Below are 21,047 nucleotides of genomic sequence, written 5' to 3'. Positions count from 1 at the left end.
CGTGTCGGGAAGAACCTGACACGACCTCGGATGCGGGGTGCTGGACCGCGACGGCCGCGTGCCCCCGGGAGCGTGCCGCGCCGGATGCGAAAGCCCGCGCGCCGGGGCCCCGCACGGCCGCGGCGGAGCTTTCGGCCGCCTTTCCGCCCCCGTCCGGGCTGCGATGGGCTGGCGCCGGACGCGCGAAGGCCGCCGATCTGGGGCGATGATCGGCGGCCGACCGATATCCCGCCGGCCGGAGCCGGCGGGACAAAGGGGAAAGGTCAGGACTTCTTGTAGTTGAACGCCGGGGCGTTCTTCAGCGTGTCCTTGTTGGTGTCGACCACGCCGTGCAGGCCGTTCTTGTCGCTCAGCACCATCGAGGCCGGGTCGATCAGCACGTAATGCTCGCCCATGCCGAGGAAGCCGCCGACGCTCAGCACCACGCCGGTGACGGTCTTGCCGTTGTCGATGACGAGGTCGGCGACGTTGCCGATCTTGTCGCCCTGGTTGTTGTACACGTCCTGGCCGACGAGCTTCGACGACATGATGTCGGCGGGGGCGACCGTGACATAGCGGATGGTCGCCGTGGCGTGATCGGCCATCATCATGCCGCCGCCGGTCGTGTCCGCCGCGAAGGCGGAGCCGGCGGCGAAGCACGACAGGGCGGCGGCGGCGAGAAGGGTCTTCATGGCGGAATCTCCGTGGTGCGGTCCGGGGCGGCGTATGCCCCGTCGCTGGTCCCGATATCGGAGCCGCGTCGGCCCGCGCTCAGTCGGGTGAAACCGCCTCGACCGTCGGGGAAAACCTGACACTTCCGCGCGGGCCCGCAGGATTCCGGGCCGACATGCGCAGGTTCAGTCCCGGTCGAGGTCGGGCGGATCCAGGCAGAGGGACAGACATTACGGGACCTGATCGCTTTCCGACGGAAACAGAAGCCTTCGTGCTTCCGGGCTCCTTCGACCAGGAGCCGCAACCGGTAGACCTCCGTCGCGCCGTGCAAGGCGAGTCGCCCTCGGTCTCGTCGAGTTCCCGGACCTGAGTGCCGCCCATGCCGTCCTGGCCGACATGGCCGCGACCGGGCGTTTCGTGGCCAAGGAGATCACGCGGCGCAAGCCGGCCGGACCCCTTCCCACCGTCGTCGTCGACCGCCCGATCCCGGCGGCGGCCCGCGACGCCCTGCAGGACACCCGGTTCCGTCGCGACGCGAGGGTGGCGACGGCGCACCTTCGTGCCAAGTGCCGCACCGCGCCATGGTCGCGGAGGTTCCCGACCGGGGCGCGTTGCGCGACGCCGGCCACGCCATCGAGCGCGAAAGCTTGCGGCGGCGCGACGGCGACCCGCTGACGCCCGGAGCCGCCATGACGGCGGCGGGCGGCGCGGTGCATTGGGCGCGGGACGGGCGGAGGCCAACCTCATCGTCGGCGACAACCTCGCCGCGTATGGCGTGACAGAGGCGCTGAAGACCGAGCCGCTGACCACCGACGAGCTCGGGCTGACTGGCACTCTCGGGGGGCGCCGCATCGAAGCGATCGAGACGGACCTCACCCCCTTTGCGGCAGCGGAGGGGGTGGGCCGTCTTTCGGCGGCCGGCGCACAACACCGGGCTCGGACGCAGGCGGCCCATCAGGTCGCTTCCGCCGAATGTCTGCGACGATCTGTTCGTCATTCCCAGCCTTCGGACACGGTTTCCCGCACGGGCATCGCTGAAGCGATCGATGTGTCCAGCACCTTCAGAAATCAGCAAGGTATATGCGGCACGGATCGAGGATCACGGAGGCTCGAGCGTGTCCAATATCAACCTATTAGCCTTGGCTGTTGCAGCGATTGGACTGACCTCGATCGAGGCACATGCTGAAAAAATCGACCTCACCGGCTTCAAACTGACCTTCGATGAGGAATTCGACGGCCGCAGCATCTCGCAGACGGGAGCGACGACGACCTGGGCCGACATTCGAGCCGCCAACCGATACGATGCCAATTCCGACATCGGGTTCGGGAAGTCCTCGTTTCTCGACTCGGCGTCCGGGTACGACCCGTTCGCAGTGCGGAATGGCGCCTTGACGATCACGGGTATACCTTACACGGTCCGGTCCGGATATCCGGGAAGCTGGCAATCCGGCCTCATCCACAGCCGTCAGTCTTTCGTGCAGAGCTACGGCTACTTCGAGATGCGGGCGAAGTTCAACAGCGTGCCCGGCACGTGGCCGGCTTTCTGGCTGTTGCCGGCGACGACCCTGCATCCGGCCGGGCGCAACGGCTCGCTGTGGCAGGAACTCGACGTCGTCGAGCAATACGGCGCCTACACCCAGGGCGTATACTCGACCATTCATACGACCCAGGCAGCCCCGTCGGGGGTGTCCTGGAACTTCTTCAGCAGCCACCCGGAAATCTCCAGCGGCTTCCACACCTACGGCATGGATTGGGAGCCGGCGACGATCAAGTATTACGTCGATGGCGTGCTGATGGGAACCAAGCCCACTCCCGACGACATGGCGGGACCCATGTATGTCATCTTCGATCTCGCGCGCGACACGCCCTATGCCGCGAACGCCGCCGCGATGACGATGGACGTCGATTACGTGCGCGCCTTTTCGAAAGACCCGAATGCCGTGGCCGTCGTTCAGGCCGCGGTGTCGACGCCGGGCGGCAGCGATCCGGGCCTCTACGGGGCCACGTCCGCCAAGGCCCCTCCCGCCGACGTCCTGACGCTCAGCCTCTACGAGGATGCCTACAAGGGGGATTGCGAGTTCACGGTCAGCGTCGACGGGGCGGTGATCGGAGGCGTACGAACCACGACGGGGACGAAGGCTCAGCCGCAGTCGCTGTCCTTACCGGCCAACCTGGCGCGGGGCGCGCACAAGGTCACGGTCAACTTCCTCAACGACATATACGAAGGACAGGGCAAGGACCGAAACCTGTTCATGGCCGGTCTCAAGGTCGACGGGGTGGCGCGGTACGGGTTCGGTGACATGGGCGCCGGTGGGCCGCACACCTACGCGATCCAGATCCCCTGAGGCGAGGGCCGCCGACCCGCGAAGGGCCGGCGGCCGTCAGGGCTTCTCGCCGAGGTGGAGGTCCGGCATCGCGGACGAAACGCTCTTCGACGCGGGCGGCCGTTGAAACGATTGGCGGGCGGTGTCCGCCAGCGCGGACCCGATCAGGCCCAGCCCGTAGCCGACCTGGGTGACGACCAGAAGGGCGAGCGCGCTGACCACCAGCTGCGCCGCTCCCGCGCCATGCAGGCCCGCCCAACCGGCACCGATCCCGACCGCGATGGTCAACGCCAACGCGAACGGGGGGAAGGGGATCGCAGCCGAGGCCGCGACACCGACGATGAACGCGCCCCCACAAAGAACCAGCATCCCGCCTCTCCCCTGAAACCCCACCGCTCTCTTTACGGAGACAACCTTTCCCGACACTGTCACCATCCGCCGAGGTGGTCAGGCCCGATAATGCCGCGTCTCACCCGGAGCATGTTGAAAGGGATCATATAGGGTTCGAGAGGGCGCGAACAGGCCCGCGGGCGATGGGCCGAACGCGTGACGTCCTGCCGCTCCCCGCGCGGCCCGTCAGGCCCGGACGCGCATCGGCTCCGGCCGCGTTCCGCCGACAGGCTTGACGGTGGACGCCTTCCCGGCGCGGCCGACCGCTTCGGCGATGAAGGCGCCCATCTCCGCCTTGAAGCGCTGCTTGCCGAAGGCGGACGCGTGGGCGACGGCGACGTCCGGATCGAAGTCCATCGCCTCGCAACGCTCCACGGCGTCGAGCAGGGGCTCGACGGCCTGCTCGTGGAAGAACGTCCCCGTCACGCCCTCCACCACGGTTTCGGTCGCGCCGCCTCGGCCATAGGCGATCACCGGTCGACCGCTCGCCATGGCCTCGACGGGCACGATCCCGAAATCCTCCTCGCCCGGGAAGACGAGCCCTCGGCACCGCGCGTAATGGTGCTGGAGCGCCGCGAACGGCTGCGGCCCCAGGATCGACACGGTCGGCCCGGCCAGCGCGCGCAGTTCGGGCAGCATTTCCCCGCCTCCGATCACCACGAGCTTCCGCTTGGACCTGTTGAACGCCTCGACGGCGAGCTCCGGGCGCTTGTAGCGGACCTGCTCGCCGACCATGAGGTGATAATCGCCGAGCTCCGCCTCCGGGACAGGCCCGAAACTCGCGGTGTCGACCGGAGGGTTGATGACCGTCGACTCCCGTCGATAGTAGGTCTGCAGGCGCTGCGCGACCGTGTGGGAGTTGGCGACGAACTCGTGCACGCGGTTGGCCGAAATGGCGTCCCAGTTGCGGATGTAGTGCGACAGCGGCGGCATCAGCAGCCGTTTGATGAAACTGGTCCGCTCCCGGTAGTCGTGGAACATGTTCCAAACATAGCGCATCGGCGAATGGCAGTAGCAGATGTGGACCGCGCCGGCGGGAGGGATGATCCCCTTCGCGGGGCCGGATTCGGAGCTGATCACCAGGTCGTAGCCGCGCAGGTCGAGCTGTTCCAGCGCCATGGGCATCAGCGGCAGGTAGCTCTTGTAGCTCTTCGCCGGACGCGGCAGCGACGAGATGAACGACGTCGTCACGCGATGCGCCTTGATGCGCTCCGACACCGCTTCAGGGACGTAGACATGCGTGAAGATGTCGGCCTCCGGGAACATCTCGCACAGAGCCTCGATGACCTTTTCGCCGCCGCGCATGCCGACGAGCCAATAATGCACGATTGCAACTTTCATAGGCTTTTCCTGTTCGCTGCTGCAGCATAACTGCCCTGAAACCCACCTCACCTGACGAGCCGACGCCATCGCATGTCGTTATTTTCCCCAGTGTCCATCGCTCAGCTGCCTCGTTGGACGAAAGTATATGCATGTCAACGCGTACCATAAGTCGGATGGACCCACTCCAACCCAAGCTTATTTTTCGAAATAATTATCGGGGTTGAACTTCGTTCCTTGACGATTGGTTAATAGGGCGTAAATGTCCGACTGACCGATGCGGACGCTTGCCCGTAGACCGACCCTGAGGAGCATCATCCCGTGTCACAGAAGCCCGTGAATCTTGTCGCTGCAGGTGCGAGATGGACCGAGCAGACCCTGGACAGCTCGACCTCGGGTCGTCCCCTCGCTGACTGGTCGAAGCGTTCGTTCGACATCGCCACGGCGGTCGCTATCGTCCTGGTCTTCCTGCCGCTTTTCGCCGTGATCGGCTTGGCGCTCTTGGCCCAGGGACGCCCCCTGCTGATCCGCCACAAGCGCATCGGCCGCGGCGGTGAGATGTTCCCCTGCCTCAAGTTCCGGACCATGGTGGTGAACGGCGACGAGGTCCTCCAGCGCCACCTCGCGGAAGACCCGGCGGCCCGTGAAGAATGGGCGGCCAGCCAGAAGCTCAAGAGCGACCCCCGCGTGACGCCGCTCGGCCGGGTGCTGCGGAAGTCGAGCCTCGACGAGCTTCCCCAGCTTCTCAACGTGCTGCGCGGCGAGATGAGCCTCGTCGGTCCCCGCCCGATCGTTCCGGCCGAAGCCGTGCATTACGGCGCCCACATCGAGAAGTACCAGGCCGTGCGCCCCGGCCTCACCGGGGCCTGGCAGGTGTCGGGCCGCAGCGACGTGTCCTACCACCAGCGCGTCAGCCTCGATTGCCATTACGTCGAAACCCGCAACTTCCGCGGCGACCTCGGCATCATGCTGATGACGATCCCGGCCGTGCTGAAGTCCAAGGGTTCCTACTGAGATGGAGCGGCTCGGCGATCCCTGGAAGGGCCCGCGCCCGACGGCTGCGGCGGACCGGCTCTGGGGCGACGGCTTCGCCACGGACGGCCTCCTCGCGGCCTGCTCGCTGACGGACTGGGCCGATTGCTCGCCCGACGAATACGCCATGGTGTTCCCCCGGCTGCTGTCGTCGGGCGGGCCGCTGGCGGATCCGCTGCTCCGGCACCTTGAAGCCTGCGTGGCGGTGCGCGCCTGGCGGCTGAAGCGCCTCGATCCCGAGGTGCCCGCCGTCCAGATGCGGTCGAGGACTCCCGAGGGGGTCGACCCGGCCGCCCTGCACCGGGCCTGGTTCGCCGACGACCGGGCCGTCGCCTGCCTCCTGCGCCAGCTAGGCCTCCTCCGGACGTCGCCCGAGCGCGTCGCGTCGGAGCGCAGGCTCCTCGCCTTCCTCGACGCCACGCTCGATCTCGTCCAGCGCGGCCTCGATCCCGTGTGGTCCGAAGACGGCGAAGCCTGGTTCGCGTTCGGTTCGGGGATCCATCCCGCCTACCTTTGGCCCGAAAGTGCGATCTCGCCGGATCGGGGCTGCACGGCGGCCTGGCTCGGCCATCTCGACCGGGGCCGCACCGCGCTGATGCCGCTCGCCGTGGCCGAATACCTCACCGATGCCGTCCTCGATCCGGCGGGCTCCCGCGACGGGACCCTGGCGGCGATGATGGGCCCGGCGGAAGCGCCGCGCCTCCGCCACGCCGCCGCGCGCCGGTTCGCCGGCGGCGACCCCAAGGTCGCCTTCGGGCGGGGCCGTCATCGGCGCCTGGCCGCGGTCGGCGAAGTCCGGCCCGGGACGTCCGTCCGGAAAGATGCCCTTGAGCACGCTTGACGCACCGGCCCGCGGGGCGGTTCGCCGCCTCGCGCCCACCGCGCGGGTCGACGAGGCGCGCGTCGCCTACGTGGTCCTCGCCCATTCGGATCCGGCCCTGTTCGGCCGGCTCATGCGCCGTCTCGACGATCCGCGCGCCGCGGCCTTCGTCCACGTCGACGGCAAGGCGCCGCTGGAGCCGTTCCGGCGCGCCGTCCAGCACCTCGACCGCGTGCACTTCGTCGAGCCGCGGATCAGGGTCATGTGGGCGGGCTTCAGCCAGGTCGAATCGACGCTGGCATCGCTCGAAGCGGCCATCGCGGGCACGAGCCCCGAGTGCAGCCACATCGTCGTCGTCTCGGGCGCCGACTACCCGCTCGCCGGCAACGACGAGATCCTGGACTTCTTCGCCGACAACGCCGGCCGCCAGTTCATCCGCCGGCTCGCCGTGATGGAAAGCGGCGATCCCCGCCAGCTGTGGCGGCTGCGCGGACGGCATTTCCGCGAATGGGCGGATCCGTTCACCCCGCAGCCCAATCCGCTCTTCGCGCTGGAGAAAATCCTGCGCCTGTTCCCGCGGCAGGTGCCGCGGGGGACCACCTTCGCGCTGGGATCGAACTGGGTCGTCATTACGCGCGACTGTGCCATCCACTGTGTCGAGCGGGCGAAGCGCAACCGCACGCTGGTGGACTTCGTCCGTCCCGCGTCCAGGCCGGACGAAATCTTTCTCCATGTGCTAGTGCAGAACTCGCCCTTCGGCGCCGAGACGGACTCGATCGAACTCTCCGTCGACGTTACCTGCATTGGCGGCCCGTCCCATTACGGGAACGTGCACGCGCTGACGCCGAACGTCCCGGTGCGAAGCGCCGAGGAGGCTGACGCCATCCTGTCAACCCGCAGGCACAAGCTTTTCACGCAAAGATGCTCCTCCAACGCTTCCGCGGCCGCTCTCAATCGGTTCGACGCGGTGGCGTGCTCCTGAGGAGGGGCCGGTGAGCGTCCAGCCGATCGGCCTTGTCACCCTGGTGGTCGGGCTCGCATGCTTGCTGCTCGGCGCGCGTTTCGGACTTTTCGCGCTGGCTGCCGCGTCCTTGCTCGGCGCCGCGGCAGCGCTATTTTTCGGCTCTGGCGGACAGGTCCAGCCGGCGCACCTGCTCCTCGCCTTCGTGGTCCCCTCCGTGCTGTGCCGACGGCGGGCGCTAGCGGCGGCGCTGGGTGAGCTCGCCTTTCCGCGTCCCGGCTTCTTCCTCGCCTTCGCCACCGCCTTCGGGATGGCGGGCGCCATTTTGCTGCCGCGCATCTTCGCGGGCGCGACCGCGATCAACGCCATCGGCACGAGCGAGGTCGGTACCGCGATTATGCTGACGCCGCTTGCCCCCGTGGGCGGCAACCTCACCCAAACAATTTACCTTGTGGCCGATCTCGCCTGCTTCATCACTGCAGTGGGGGGCGGCGCGCTCCGGGGCGGCGGCGTCACGCTCGCAAAGGCCATGGTGGCCTACGCGGCCCTCAACGTGCTCTTCGCGCTGCTCGACATCGGCACGTACTACACTGGCACGGCCGCGCTGCTCGATCCCGTCCGCAACGCCCAATACACGCTGCACCTCGACGAGGTGACGAGCGGGATGAAGCGCATCGCCGGCTCATTCACCGAGACGGCCTCCTTCTCAACCGCGACGCTGGGCGCGCTCGGCTTCACCGGCACGCTGTGGCTCCACGGCCGCTGGCCGGCCGCCACGGGGCCGCTAGCTGCCGCCTCGCTCGTGCTGATCGTGCTGTCGACCTCCTCGACGGGGCTCGTCGGCGGCCCGCTGCTCGTCGTCCTGCTATATTGGACGGCGCTGCGCCGCATCGGCCGCGGGCGTGGCAGCCGCGTCGCCGCGCTCTTCGCAGTGGGGGTGCCGCTGATCGGCGTCCTAGTCGTCGCCACTGTGGCGCTGAGCCCATCGGCCTCGTCCACCGTAGTCGACTACCTGGACGTCCTCCTATTCGACAAGGCAATGAGCCAATCGGGCCTCGAGCGCGCGTCGTGGAATGCTGCCGCGCTGCAGAACTTCTTCGACACGGACGGGTTTGGGGCTGGTCTGGGCAGCGTGCGGGCGTCGAGCTTCCTCGTCGCCGTGCCGGCCAACCTCGGCCTGCCAGGGGCGATCCTCTTCGCCGCCTTCTTCTGGCAGGCGCTGGCCCGAGCCGGCGGGGATACCGACCCAGAGACCGACCTCCGCGTCGCGGCCCGCAACGGCTGCCTGGGACTCCTCCTCGCCGCGAGCATTTCGGGCGCGCTCGTCGACCTAGGCCTGCAGTTCTACCTATTTGCGGGGCTCGCCTGCACGGGCCGGGCATGGGCCGCGCACCGGGCGCCCGCCTTTCCCAACCCTCCGATCCGCGCCGCACCCCTCCGGGAGTCCCTAGCATGAGAGCGCCCGCCTTCGCCGTCAACGGTCGCTTCCTCGGCCAACCCGTCACCGGCGTGCAGCGATACGCGCGCGGCGTCGTCGGGGCGCTCGATGCCAGCCTGGCACGCGACGGTGCCGCTGTAACCTTACTGACGCCCCTCGGCACGGCCGCGCCGGCCTTGGCGGCCTTCGATCATCGTGCTGTCGGGCCGGGCTCCGGCCATGCCTGGGAGCAGTTGGTGCTGCCGCTGCGCTGTTCCGGACGGCTCCTCAATCTGTGCAACACGGCTCCGGCGGCCCGCGCCGACCAGGTCGTGTGCATCCACGACGCCAACGTGTTCCGCAGCCCGGACAGCTACGGCCGCGCCTTTCGCGCCCTGTACCGGTCGCTGCTGCCCGTCCTCGCGGCCCGCTCGGCCCGGATCGCCACCGTGTCGCATGACGCGGCGCGCCAGATCGCCGCCCACCTGCCGGTGGCGGAGCGCGACATCGCCGTGCTGCCGAACGGCCACGAGCACGCCCTGTCGTGGGATCCGTCCCGCGCCGCCCTGCCCGCCGGCACGGGGCTCGATCGCCCCTTCGTGCTGGCGCTGGGCAGCCGCGCCCGGCACAAGAACCTCGGCCTGCTGCTGGGGCTGGCCCCGGCGCTCGACGCCATGGGGCTCGACCTCCTCGTGGCGGGCGGCGGCGGCGCGATCTTCGCCGACGTGGCCGAAACCCTCGCCCCCAACGTGCTTCGCCTCGGCACGGTGAGCGACGATGACCTCGCGCTGCTGATGGACCGGGCGCTGTGCCTCGCCTTCCCGTCGACCACGGAAGGCTTCGGCCTGCCGATCGTCGAAGCCATGGCGCGGGGCTGCCCCGTGGTGTCATCGGATCGGGCCAGCATGCCGGAAATCTGCGGCGATGCGGCGCTGATGGCGGCGCCCGACGCGCCCGACGCGTGGCTCGCCCACGTCGCCGCCCTGCTCGGCTCGACGCCGCTGCGCGTCGATCTGGCGGGGCGCGGCCGGGAGCGAGTGAAGCTGTTCTCCTGGGCCGGCACCGCCGAGGGTTATCGCGCCCTGATGGCCGACCCGCTTGCCGCGCCGCGCCGTCGCGCCGCGCCGGCCGTTCCCATGTCACCGCTGCCCCGCGTCGCGGTTGCCGTGGCGACCCGGGGCCGGCCGGAGGTCGTCACCGAAACGGTGCGCCTGCTCGTCGAAACCCAGTCCCACGCGCCGCTGGCGGTGGTGGTGTCCTGCGCCGACCCAACCGATGCCGGCGGCTGTGCTGCGATCCCGGGCGTGTCCGTCATCGCGGCATCCCCGGGCCTCGCCGCGCAGCGCAACGCGGCGATCGACGCCGTCGCGTCCCTGGCGCCTGATGCTGAAGCGATCGCGTTCTTCGACGACGATTTCGTGGCTGATCCCGGTTGGATCGAAGCGGTGGCCCGCGCCTTCCGCGACGCGCCCGACATTGTGGCGCTGACCGGTGACGTGCTGGCCGACGACGTGAAAGGGCCGGGCCTGTCCTTCTCCGACGCCCTGGCGATCGTGCGGACTCCCGCGCCCGTGGCCGGCTGGGGCGCGATCGAGCCCTACAGCCCCTACGGCTGCAACATGGCGTTCCGCGCGTCCGCGGTCCGCGGCCAGCGCTTCGACGAGCGGCTGGTGCTGTATGGCTGGCTCGAGGACCGCGACTTCGCGGCGGCGCTGGCCAAAGGCGGCGGCCGTATGGTCAAGATCGCGGCAGCCCGTGGGGTTCACATGGGCGCCAAGGGCGGCCGGGTCCGCGGCGAGCGCCTCGGCTACTCGCAGGTGGTCAATCCCCTCTACATGAACCGCAAGGGCACCATGACGGTGCCGCTCGTCGCCGACCACCTCGCCCGCAACATCGGCAGCAACCTCGTCGGCAGCTTCCGGCCCGAGCCCCACGTCGACCGCTTCGGCCGACTCAAGGGCAATCTGCGCGCCATGCTCGACGTGGCTCGCGGCCGGATCGACCCCGAGCGGGCCGCTTCCCTATGACGGCCGCCAGGCAAACCGGGATCGACCCCGCATGAACACGCATCAGAACGGCTTCTTCGACCAACGGGCGGTCCCCCCGTCGTCGTCCTCGGCCGCGATTGACGAGGGTCCCATGGTGATCATGGCGGGCGTCGCCGCGGCCGCCCGCCGCCGCGCCGTGCCCCTCGCCGCCTGGGTACTGCTGTGCCTCGCCGCCGCGGCCTGGTACCTCCACGTTACGCCGCCGTCCTACACCGCCACTGCCACCATGATCCTGGACCCGAAGCGGGCCGCGACACCGATGGGCGAGACGGCCGCCGCCGTGCTGCCGCCGGTGCTCGACTCCGCCGCTGCTGAAAGCCAGATCCAGGTGATCCGCTCGGAGCGGCTGCTGTCCTCCGTCTTCGACGCGCTTGACCTTGCAGACGCGCCGAGTCTCCGCCCCGGCCCGCCCGGTCTGAAGGCGCGAGTCGTTGACGCGGTCGCGGGGCTGTTCCGCGCGCCCCACAGCGCCGTCGACGATAAGGCCGCGCGCGACGCCGCGGCCTTCGACGCCTTCACGGGCCGCGTGGGCGCGCGCCGCATCGGCCAGTCCTACGTCGTCGAGGTGGCCTACACGTCGGGCGACCCCACGGAAGCGCGCCGCCTCGCCAACGCAGTCGTGTCGGGCTACCTCGGCCAGCAGGTGTCATTCAAGCTCGCCGCCGCCCAAAACGGCGCCGAATACCTGCAAGGCCGCGTGAAGGCTCTCGGCGACGAGGTCAGGGTCGCCAACGCCGGCATCCTGGCCGGCACCGTGCCAGCGACGCTGCTGCCGGACGCCGACGCGCGCGTGATCGGCGCCGCCCTGGAGCCGCTCGGCCGCTCGGCGCCTAAGTCGGGGCTCGTGGTCGGCTTCGCGGCGGTCTTCGGCCTTCTGTTCGGCCTCTTCGCTGTGGCAGTGCTGAACGGTCTAGACCGTCGGGTCCGATCCACGGACCAGCTCGAGCGGGCGACCGGTCTTCCTTGCCTGGGATCGATCCCCGACATCCGGCGGCGCAAGGGCTTCGCCAAGCGTCCCCTGGGCGAGATGGCGCGCCTCGCGCGCCGCGAGCCCGACGGGCGCTTCGCCGCCGCGATGCGCGACACCCGGACTTCAATCCTGCTCGCCCTCGAAGGCAAGCGCGGGCACGCCCTCGGCGTGACGTCCTGGGCCGAGGGCGCGGGGCGCAGCCTCGTCGCCGCCAACCTCGCCGGCGTGGTGGCCCTGTCGGGCTCGCCCGTCACACTGGTCGACGCCGACATCCACCGCGCCGATGGGGGCCTGACGGCGCTCGGCACCCCGGTCGCGCGCAGCCTCACGGAAAGCCTGCTCGACCCAACCGGCGCGACACCGCCCGACACGGTCCGCTTCGACGAGCACCTCGGCCTCGTGCCGGCGCGGTCCGCGGGCGGCGCCGGCGGCTTCGACGCGTATCTCGGCGCCCCGGGCCTGCCGCGTCTGGTCGAAGGATGGCGGACGCAGGGCGACGTTGTCGTCGACCTGCCCGCGCTGGCGTCCGGCGGGGATGCACGGGCGGCGGCGGCGCGGCTCGACGGCGTCGTCATCGTGGTCGAGGCCGGCCGCACCACGACCGACGATGTCGAGCGCGCCGTCAATGCCCTGTCGCGGGCCGGCGCGACCGTGGTAGGCACCATCCTGAACAGGGCCGTCGGTTGAGCGCGCCTCATCTCCGGAACAGCAACAGCGCGGGTGTCGCGCCTGACTTTTTAAGACGACAAGGTTCGGAATGAAGATCGTCCACTATCTCAACCATGCCCATACGGCGAACGGCCATGTCGCCGTGGCGGTGGACCTCGCCTGTGAACAGGCGCGAACTGGGCACGAAGTCCACTTCATCAGCGGTCGCTGTGACTTCACCTCCGCTTTGGCCGCGCACGGCGTTCACTATCATGAGGTGGCCGATGCGGCGGGCGGCCTGCGAGTCCTCCGCATGGCGTGCGATTTGCTCCCCATCGTGCGGCGGCTCCGCCCCGATATCGTCAATGCCCACATGGTGGCGGCGGCCCTCGCAGCCAGGTTGGTCCGACCGTTGTCGAGCTTCAAGCTGGTGACCACCGTCCACAACGCCTTCGACCCGCAATCCGTGCTGATGCGCGTCGGCGATCGTGTCATCGCTGTCAGTGAAGCTGTTCGGGCGCAGATGGCCGCCCGCGGCATCGCGGAGCGCAAGCTCCGCGTCGTGCGCAATGGCACGATCGGAGGCGGCCGTCGCCCTGTCGCCCCTCCCGAGAAGGCGGCGCTGCGACGGCCCGCCATCGCCACGGTGGCCGGCCTCCACGACAGGAAAGGCATTCCCCATCTGATCAAAGCCTTCGACCGGGTGTTCGCGGTGCGCAGTGATGCGCATCTCTATCTCGTGGGCGAGGGTCCTAGGCGCAATGCCTACGAGGCTTTGGCGGCAAGCCAGCGGAGCGTCGACAATATCCACTTCGTCGGGCACCTCGACGACCCGAGATCGGTGCTGGGTTCGACGGATATCTTCGCGCTCGCGTCACTTCAGGACCCTTTCCCATTGGTCCTTGGCGAAGCCCGGCAGATGGGATGTGCCATCGTGGCCACGCAGGTGGACGGCATACCGGAGGCCCTCTGGCACGGGGCCAAGGGGGTCCTCGTGCCACCGGCGGACCCCGACGCCCTGGCCGGTGCGTTGCTCGACCTCCTCGAAGACGAACCCAAGCGAAAAGCGCTGGCCACCGCGGCCGCGAGCGACACGGACGACATCACGGTGGAGCGGATGAGCCGCGAAACGGTTGCGATCTACGAGGACGCGACCGACAAGGCTAAACCGACGCGCTTCCCCGCTTCACGTGGGGGGCGGGGCAACCGCGAGGCCGCCGCTTTCGGCGCTCATCCGATCCGTTCAGAGCAGACCCCTCTTGTCTGAGTGCTGCCGCATACCCATTGGCAGACATCCAGGGAAGACCATCGCCCATATGGATAATATGATGCGAAGCTTGTTCACACTGGCCTGCGCGGCTTCCCTCGCCCTTTCGCTGAGCGCGCGGGGCGCGGCCGCGGAGCCCCAGCCCTACCGCCTCGGCCCTGAGGACCATCTGATGCTCAAGGTGTGGGACCTGCGCAACGGCGACCCCTATCAGTGGGTGGCGCTGACCGGCGAGTTCGTCGTGGGGGCGGACGGCACCGTGTCGCTGCCGCTGATCGGCGAGCTCAAAGCCCAGGGCCTGTCCACCGCCGACCTCGCGACCGAGATCGGCGGGGCGCTGCAGTCCAAGGTGGGGTTGTCGAAGAAGCCCGACGCTTCCGTGCAGGTCGTCAAGTACCGGCCCTTCTACGTGCTAGGCGCCGTGCAGCGCCCGGGCCGCTACGACTTCCAGCCGGGGCTCACCGTGCTCCAGGCGGTCAGCACCGCGCAGGGGCTGGTGCGCGCCGACGGATCCGACCTCGCAACCTTCCAGCGCCAGGCCATCGAGGCCCGCGGCGACCTGCGGGTGCTCGACGCCGAGCGCAATGCGCTCCTGGCCCGCCAGGCCCGGCTCGCCGCCGAGGTCGCCGGCACCCCCGCGGTCAGCTACCCGCAGGACCTCGCCCAGCGCGCGTCCGACCCTTTGGTGGCTCAGGCGATGCGCGAGGAAAACCTCCTGTTCGCCGCCGAGCGCGACGCCCTGCAGACGCAGGTCACCGCCATCGAGCAGTCGAAGACCGTGATCCGCACCGAGATCAATTCGCTGGCCGCCAAAGACGCGTCGCTGAACCACCAGCTCGACCTGACCCGCCGCGACCTGTCCCAGGTGACCGACCTCGTCACCAGAGGTATCACCGCCATGCCGCGCCAGCTCGCCGCCGAGCAGACCGTCGCGTCCTACGAGAGCAGCCGGCTCGACGTACAGATCGCCAGCTCCAAGGCGCAGCAGGACCTCAGCCAAGCCGACCGCGACATCGTCGAGCTCAGGGCCAAGTTCAGGACGGGCATCGTGTCGGAGGCGAGCGACGTACGGGCAAAGCTCGACGGCAACGCCCAGCGCGCCCAAACCGCGCGGGGGCTCGTGCGGCAGGCCGAGACGGCGGCGCCCGGTCTCGTCGAGGTGGGCGAAGAGCCGAACGCAACCTATGCGGTGGTCCGGGCTGCGGACGGCAGCATCGTTGCGGCTAACCAGAGCGACCCAGTCAGCCCCGGGGACGTCGTACGTGTGTCACTGCCTTTATCGCCTCGCCTCGATGCCGGCCCGCTCGCCACCGATGCCCGCACAGCGTCGCGGGCAGTCCGGTGAGGGCCGCCGCGACGCGCTGGGGAGCAGGGCTCGTTGCTCTGCTCGCTGTCGGGGGCCTCGCGCTGGGCGCCCGGGTGCTCGCCTCCACCCCGAACGTGAAGCCAGACGGGCCGGCGCTCGACCTGTCCGGCTACCAGATCACCTTCGAGGACGATTTTGCCAAGCCCGACGTGGTCGCGCATGGACCTTTCTCGCAGCACGCTCCCGGCATGCGATGGATCGCCCACACACCCTGGAACGGCGACTTCGGGGAGGCCCGTTTCGCTGACCCCGGGCCGGGCGGCCCCTTCGGCTTCGGTCCCGACGGCCTGACCATCACCGCCCTAAAACAGGACGATGGTCACTGGCGCTCGGGGCTGATCTGCTCGGTCGATCGCGACGGCGCGGGGCAGCAGGGGTTCGTCCAGCGCTACGGCTATTTCGAGATGCGGGCCAAGCTGCCCGAAGGTCCGGGGACCTGGCCGGCTTTCTGGCTTGTCGGCACCGATAAGTCGAACGGTTCGGCCGAGATCGACGTCATGGAATACTACGGTAAATTCAGCGACAGCTTCCACACTACGCTGCATATCTGGAAATCCAAGGACGGAGTCAACGACGATCATGTCGTCCTCGTTCCCGACCGCTCGCTCACTCAAGCCTATCATGACTACGGCGTGCGCGTCGGACCCGATCGAATGACATTCTATCTCGACCATATCCAGTTTCTCGACGTCGCGACGCCTCCTGCCTTCCGCCAACCCATGTATCTGCTGGCTAATCTGGCTCTGGGCGGTGGGTGGGCGGTCGACGGGTTAGACTCGCCTGCGGTGATGCGGATCGCCCGCATCCGCGCATATCGTGACATGAGCGGACCGCCCTGACCTTCTGACATATGCTCCGACTCCGTCATACTCCACCAGAAGCTGCGCATGGCTGACTATCATTCTCTCCTCGATCGCACCGTGACTGGCATGGCCGATCAAAGTATGGAAGCGCGCCAGCGCGTTTATGCGAACGCGAGACATGCCCTGCTGCGGCAGCTGGGGGAGCAAAGGGGAAGGTTCAGCGAAGGGGAAATCGATCGCGAGTGTAAAAGTCTCGACGAAGCCATCGCGTGCGTGGAGATTAGCTTCGGATCGGACTTGGCCGGCGTCCCACCTGATATCGGGGTCGACATGGCGCGGACCGTAGATGTATCAGGCGAGAACGTCGGTACGGCAGCGGCACCACGATCGGCCCTCGCGCGCGCGGCGCTCCGCGGGGTCTTGTGGCTCGTCCTTCAGAGCCTCGGCGGGCGCACGATCGGCGTGCTGAGCCAGCTCGCTCTCGCCTGGATCCTCGATCCATCGAGCTTCGGCCTTATCGGCATCATCTATGCCCTTACAACCATTTCGAGCGCGCTCGTAAACTTCGGGGTCGAGGACGTCCTGCTGCAGAGGGAGCGAACGATCCGGTTCTGGGCCGCACCCGCCTTCTGGTCCAGCCTGGGGCTATCTTCGCTGGGATGCGCCGTGACAATCGGGTCGGCATCCGTCGGTGCCGCGTTCTATGGAACCAGCGGCATTATGGGGCTGGCGATCTGCGCGGGCTTGATGTTGCCCCTCGGAGCCCTACAGACTGTGCCGGCTGTGATGCTCAGAGTAGATATGAACTTCCGGGCTATTTCGATCTTTAACATTGGCGAAATGGCGGCCGTTCAGGTCGGCACCGTTGCCTTGGCTCTAACGGGTGCCGGCGCTTATAGCTTCGTCGTGCCTGGGCCCGTTGTTGCTGCTATAAAGATTGTCCTGCTTTGGGCCTATGCTCGCCCCCCGGCCCTGAAACGCTGCCGACCAAAGCAACTTGCCTATATGCTCGGAAGTGGAACAACAGTCTTTTTAACACGGCTGATCATCTCTGCAATTTCCCAAGGCGACTACCTTATACTTGGTCTTATCGCGTCGCGCGTCGAGGTCGGCATCTACTACTTCGCATTCAAGCTCGCCGCGCAACCACTGTGGATTCTGGCGGCCAACTTTAATAGCGTGCTGTTTCCTGTCCTGATCAAACTCAAACTCGATCGAGACCGCCAAGTGGCGGCGGCGGCAGCGACGGCCCGGCTGCTGTCCTACGCCATCATGCCACTGTGCGGCCTGCAGGCGGCCATCGCCGGCCCGAGCCTGCATCTAATGTTCGGCTCGAAATGGACCGGGGCCGTACCGGTCGTCCAGGTGCTAAGCCTCGGCCTCGCCTTTGATTCGGTGACGTGGATCACAGGCTCGTTGCTGAGCGCCAATCGGGAATATCGGCGAGCGCTCGTCTACACGGCCTCGTTCGCGCCGTTGTTCTTTATGCTGGTGTTGGCCGGCGCCTGGGCGGGAGCTGCGAAGGGGGCGGCCTGCGGCGTGGCGGCCTTCTACTTCGTCATGGGGCCTAGCATGTGCTGGCTTGTGTTCCACCACTACGGTGTGCGCGCGGGCGCCGTCGGCGACCTATTCGCGATGCCGACTGCTCTCGCAGCGGCCTCGATCGGGACCCTCGCTTGGGCGACCTCGGAACAATCCGACCTAGTCCGCATCGTTGCGCTCACGATCGCGTCTCCCGTGATTTATATTGGGCTGATGGCTCTGCTAGTGCCCTTAATGCTGGAGGAGCTCCTCCGGCGCCTGCTACCCCGCCGCCTCCAACGACTCGTGGACGGATCATTGACGCTTTGGACCAGCGTCACTCGCGCGATCTCATCGCGCTTGGCATAACTTCGGACCTCTCCAGAGGGCGGGCCGGTCGATGGAGCCCCGGCCCGCTAATTTCGCTCGGTTCGGGACTCGGTTGCTCTGCAGACTGGCTTCCCGGGCGACCAAACAAAACCGCTCGGCTTGCGGTGAAGTAGAATTGAGCCATTGTCCGCATCGTCTTTATAACCCTTAGTTCGGGTGGATTGTCGATGTTCGACCGAACCATGAGGAAGGCCTGCTGTGCTGTTAATCCGAACGACCGAACTGTCGAACCAACTGGCCGTGCTTGCTCAAAGTCTATCAGCGGCTAGCCTTTTGGACGTTGCATATTTAATTGATGAAAGTGGGGGTGTTGTCAAGTCTATTTCTGAAAAGGTGAGTATTACGAGGGAGAAGGTCGAGCGACTCGGCGTATACGCGCCCGCCGATTTCGGGTGGTCCTGCGGCGATTACGGGTTGTATCTTGCCCAGGTTCAATATCCAGGTGTCAATCAGTTCTGGTTGATTGAACATGATGTCCGCATATCAGGAAATGTTAGAGCTTTTTTCGAAACCATGCGAGAGAGGCGTGAGGATTTTCTCACATCCAGGTTGCAACCTGCGGATCGCTACTGGTGGTGGAGCAAAACTGCGCAGGCCCGTGACGTCGAGCCATTCAGATGTTTTTTTCCGATGGGTCGCTTCTCATCGTCGGCTATAAGTTTGTTGCTGGAAACAAGGCGCCACCAATCACGGCAACGGTTGCGACGTAGGCTCTGGCCTAACGATGAAGCCTTTGTATCAACAACCATGGCCAACAGTGACCTGTCGGTCGCAGATTTCAATGCGACGGCTGGTCAATACCACGATGAGGGTACATGGACGTATGATAAGGTGTTCAAGATCGACGATGTTCCCGCCATGGGGCCGTATGCGCCTCGGCTGTACCATCCGGTTCTGAGCGAGGATCAGATCGAAAAACGCCAAGTGCGCATGCATACCGCAAATACACGGAACCATACCGTCAGCAAGGTCGTCCGAAAGACGTATGGACGCTTGAACCGATTCACCGCTTGGTACCCGTGCAACGCCGGATAATCTCGCGCCGCAGTTTCAGCGATTCGTCCACGGTGACCAACGATCCCGTCGTTCGGTGTCAGTCCGAATGGGTGGGCTGCGTGTCGATCAGAACCTAGCCTTTTGAATGTATGGATTCCGATGAAAATTTCCGTCATCATACCTGCAAGGAATGCCGAACGCTTCTTGGCTAACGCGGCGATTTCGGCGCTCGACCAAGCAGATGTAACGCTGGAAGTTATCGTCGTTGATGACGGATCCACCGACGGCACAGGTGCTCTTGTCGAACAATTGCGCCGACGTGACGATCGGTTGAGGGTTATTTCCAACCCGATCTCGCTCGGCGTTTCGGCCGCACGCAACCAGGCGATCGCGGCGAGCCGGGGGGAGTGGATCGCCCTTTTGGATGCAGACGACGAGTTCTTTCCTGATCGGCTGAACAAGATGGTCGAAGAAGCGGAGCGCCGTGAACTCGATATGCTGGCCGACAATCTTCGATTGCGGTCCGAATCGGGCTTGGACCTCGGATCAGCGTTTGCGACAACGGATTTGCAGACGTGCGCTTCGGTTACACTCGAGACGTTCGTATCGCTTGACATCCCGAGGTCACAGCCGATGGGCATTGGCTTCTGCAAACCGATTATTAAGAAGGATTTCCTCTGCAAGAATGGTCTAAGGTACAGAGATGACATTTACTGTGCGGAGGACTTTCTGTTTTATTGCGATTGTATAATGTCGGGGGCCAAAATGGGGTTCTCTACCAATGCAGATTATCTCTATACCGTAAGAACGGGTGGGCATGGCACGGCATTCAACCTTCAGGTTTCCCAAGTGAATAGGATTATAATGACGGCGGCGAAGCGGCGATGTCCATCGTCGCTGACCATCTTACGCAAACGACAGCATGCTATAGACTATGATGGTTTCGCAAAGTCGGTACGGATCAGGAAATATCTTGAGTCCTTAAAGTTTCTTCGGCGGATACCGCCGGCATTCATCGCTCTACGAGCAATTGATTTAGTCCGAAAGAAGTTTGAAATCCTAAAAAGAGAGTAATACGAGATCCGCGACATTGACTCGACGGGAGCGGATTCCCTACTGGGCCGAGGTAGGCTTAGGGTGGTTGCCCTGGTGGAGGGCTGTGCCATGCCGTGCGTCGCGGATCACCTGAGCATTTCGGATTTGGAGCAGCGTTTCAGGGGCTGCCCCGATCCGGTCGAGGCGCGCCACGTGCAGGCGATCTGGCTTCTGGCGCAAGGCCACACGGTTGAAGCGACGTCAAAGGTGATAGCCTTAGGCCCGCGCTGGATCCATCATTGTTGGAGCGCCCTAACGCGTCCGGCCCCGATGCCCTGGCCAACGGGTGGCGGTGCAACGGCCTCAAGCTGAGCCTGCTGACGGCCGAGGTGCTGGACGCGGTGCGGCGAAGACTGGCGGAGCCGCCGCCCGACGGTGGGCTGTGGTCCAGCCGCAAGGTGGCCGACGTGATGGCGGCGCATCTCAGGCTGGAGCGCGTTCTGCCTCAGCGCGGCTGGGAAACGGCGAAGGCGCTCGGCTGGTCGTTGCAGCGGCCTCGGGCGAAGAACCTGAAGTCCGCGACGGCCGAAGAGGCCGCGGCGTTTAGGAAAAGTTGGCGGATGTCGTCGCCGAGGAGGCGGCTGCCCACCCCGGTACGCTGGTCAAGGTGTTCTGCATCGAGGAGCACCGCATCGGCCTTAAGCCGGTGCTGCGCGCTGTGTAGGAGCCGAGGGCAAGGCGTCCGATTGCGCTGAGCCACCATCGCTTCCAGTAGCTCCACGTGACGGCCTTCGTGGGCCCGGCCACTGGCGAAACAGTGTGCTCGGTGGCCCGCAAATTATCCTCCAAGATAGTCTCGCAGATCCAGTATCAGAGCTCTTCTTCGTCAGGCTCCTCGACGACGAGTCCGCTGGCCTGGACGAGGATCTCACGCCAACGTCGCGACGATCTTGTCGCGCTTCTGGGCGGTCGTGCCCTTTAGCCGTAACTACCCAGGGGTGCGCAGTTCGGCTGAGGGCTGTCAGGCGCCGATGGTGCCCAGCACGGTGCTGAAGGTGCTCGCATCCGAGGTGATGCGAGCCGTGGCC

General features: G+C 66.7%; 16 protein-coding genes. 13 read left to right on the top strand and 3 right to left on the bottom strand.

From position 1 onward, the window contains the following. Nucleotides 1-263: 263 nt before the first annotated feature. Nucleotides 264-671 (bottom strand): PRC-barrel domain-containing protein, encoded by a 408-nt coding sequence (locus tag D3273_RS23830; RefSeq protein ID WP_129229444.1) that lies wholly within the window; start codon nt 669-671, stop codon nt 264-266. Between the two features lie 1,095 nt (nt 672-1,766). Between D3273_RS23830 and D3273_RS23825 the strand changes: the two genes are divergently transcribed. Further along, entirely contained in the window at nt 1,767-2,996 is a 1,230-nt protein-coding gene (locus tag D3273_RS23825) for a family 16 glycosylhydrolase (protein ID WP_165359651.1), read from the top strand. 36 nt (nt 2,997-3,032) lie between these two features. Here D3273_RS23825 and D3273_RS23820 read toward each other — a convergent pair whose 3' ends face one another. Beyond that, a complete protein-coding gene (locus tag D3273_RS23820; RefSeq protein ID WP_129229441.1) occupies nt 3,033-3,344 on the bottom strand; it encodes a hypothetical protein in 312 nt (103 codons plus the stop codon). A gap of 207 nt (nt 3,345-3,551) precedes the next feature. Further along, nucleotides 3,552-4,706 (bottom strand): glycosyltransferase, encoded by a 1,155-nt coding sequence (locus D3273_RS23815; RefSeq protein WP_129229439.1) that lies wholly within the window; start codon nt 4,704-4,706, stop codon nt 3,552-3,554. Nucleotides 4,707-5,006: 300 nt separating this feature from the next. On the opposite strand from D3273_RS23815, the gene D3273_RS23810 reads away from it, so the two are divergent. From D3273_RS23810 to D3273_RS23755, 12 genes are all read left to right on the top strand, one after another. Then, a complete protein-coding gene (locus tag D3273_RS23810) occupies nt 5,007-5,699 on the top strand; it encodes a sugar transferase (protein WP_129229437.1) in 693 nt (230 codons plus the stop codon). Between the two features lies 1 nt (nt 5,700). Then, nucleotides 5,701-6,558: a hypothetical protein gene (locus D3273_RS23805; RefSeq protein WP_129229435.1), complete on the top strand. Its 858-nt coding sequence runs from the start codon at nt 5,701-5,703 to the stop codon at nt 6,556-6,558. After that, nucleotides 6,545-7,519 carry a beta-1,6-N-acetylglucosaminyltransferase gene (locus tag D3273_RS23800; protein WP_165359650.1) on the top strand — a complete coding sequence of 325 codons (975 nt, stop codon included), beginning with the start codon at nt 6,545-6,547 and terminating at the stop codon, nt 7,517-7,519. Before D3273_RS23805 ends, D3273_RS23800 begins: the two co-directional genes overlap by 14 nt. A gap of 10 nt (nt 7,520-7,529) precedes the next feature. After that, nucleotides 7,530-8,954 carry a hypothetical protein gene (locus tag D3273_RS23795; protein ID WP_129229432.1) on the top strand — a complete coding sequence of 475 codons (1,425 nt, stop codon included), beginning with the start codon at nt 7,530-7,532 and terminating at the stop codon, nt 8,952-8,954. Beyond that, the gene (locus D3273_RS23790) at nt 8,951-10,942 is read left to right on the top strand and encodes a glycosyltransferase (protein ID WP_129229430.1); all 1,992 of its coding nucleotides are present in this window, start codon (nt 8,951-8,953) and stop codon (nt 10,940-10,942) included. The genes D3273_RS23795 and D3273_RS23790 overlap by 4 nt, the downstream gene beginning before the upstream one ends. 31 nt (nt 10,943-10,973) lie before the next feature. After that, entirely contained in the window at nt 10,974-12,620 is a 1,647-nt protein-coding gene (locus D3273_RS23785; RefSeq protein WP_129229428.1) for a Wzz/FepE/Etk N-terminal domain-containing protein, read from the top strand. Nucleotides 12,621-12,690: 70 nt separating this feature from the next. Beyond that, nucleotides 12,691-13,848 (top strand): glycosyltransferase, encoded by a 1,158-nt coding sequence (locus tag D3273_RS23780; RefSeq protein WP_129229427.1) that lies wholly within the window; start codon nt 12,691-12,693, stop codon nt 13,846-13,848. A 61-nt stretch (nt 13,849-13,909) separates the two neighbouring features. Next, nucleotides 13,910-15,193: a polysaccharide biosynthesis/export family protein gene (locus tag D3273_RS23775; protein WP_165359649.1), complete on the top strand. Its 1,284-nt coding sequence runs from the start codon at nt 13,910-13,912 to the stop codon at nt 15,191-15,193. Further along, entirely contained in the window at nt 15,190-16,053 is an 864-nt protein-coding gene (locus D3273_RS23770; protein ID WP_129229423.1) for a glycoside hydrolase family 16 protein, read from the top strand. The genes D3273_RS23775 and D3273_RS23770 overlap by 4 nt, the downstream gene beginning before the upstream one ends. 48 nt (nt 16,054-16,101) lie before the next feature. Beyond that, nucleotides 16,102-17,907, top strand: coding sequence for an oligosaccharide flippase family protein (locus tag D3273_RS23765; protein WP_129229421.1), 1,806 nt, complete (start codon nt 16,102-16,104; stop codon nt 17,905-17,907). 219 nt (nt 17,908-18,126) lie between these two features. After that, entirely contained in the window at nt 18,127-18,963 is an 837-nt protein-coding gene (locus D3273_RS23760) for a hypothetical protein (protein ID WP_129229420.1), read from the top strand. Nucleotides 18,964-19,083: 120 nt separating this feature from the next. Continuing rightward, nucleotides 19,084-19,998: a glycosyltransferase family 2 protein gene (locus D3273_RS23755; protein WP_129229418.1), complete on the top strand. Its 915-nt coding sequence runs from the start codon at nt 19,084-19,086 to the stop codon at nt 19,996-19,998. Nucleotides 19,999-21,047: the final 1,049 nt, after the last annotated feature.

The sequence above is a fragment of the Lichenibacterium minor genome (assembly GCF_004137685.1).
GTDB lineage: Bacteria > Pseudomonadota > Alphaproteobacteria > Rhizobiales > Beijerinckiaceae > Lichenihabitans > Lichenihabitans minor.
The sequence above is the reverse complement of the archived record's forward strand: the minus strand, read 5'-3'. Positions and strand labels throughout refer to the sequence as shown.

Coding starts and splice junctions, on each gene's coding strand:
- D3273_RS23755 (WP_129229418.1), top strand. CDS start 19,084: ATGAAAATTTCCGTCATCATACCTGCAAGGAATGCCGAACGCTTCTTG.
- D3273_RS23780 (WP_129229427.1), top strand. CDS start 12,691: ATGAAGATCGTCCACTATCTCAACCATGCCCATACGGCGAACGGCCAT.
- D3273_RS23815 (WP_129229439.1), bottom strand. CDS start 4,706: ATGAAAGTTGCAATCGTGCATTATTGGCTCGTCGGCATGCGCGGCGGC.
- D3273_RS23805 (WP_129229435.1), top strand. CDS start 5,701: ATGGAGCGGCTCGGCGATCCCTGGAAGGGCCCGCGCCCGACGGCTGCG.
- D3273_RS23765 (WP_129229421.1), top strand. CDS start 16,102: ATGGCTGACTATCATTCTCTCCTCGATCGCACCGTGACTGGCATGGCC.
- D3273_RS23775 (WP_165359649.1), top strand. CDS start 13,910: ATGCGAAGCTTGTTCACACTGGCCTGCGCGGCTTCCCTCGCCCTTTCG.
- D3273_RS23790 (WP_129229430.1), top strand. CDS start 8,951: ATGAGAGCGCCCGCCTTCGCCGTCAACGGTCGCTTCCTCGGCCAACCC.
- D3273_RS23830 (WP_129229444.1), bottom strand. CDS start 671: ATGAAGACCCTTCTCGCCGCCGCCGCCCTGTCGTGCTTCGCCGCCGGC.
- D3273_RS23820 (WP_129229441.1), bottom strand. CDS start 3,344: ATGCTGGTTCTTTGTGGGGGCGCGTTCATCGTCGGTGTCGCGGCCTCG.
- D3273_RS23785 (WP_129229428.1), top strand. CDS start 10,974: ATGAACACGCATCAGAACGGCTTCTTCGACCAACGGGCGGTCCCCCCG.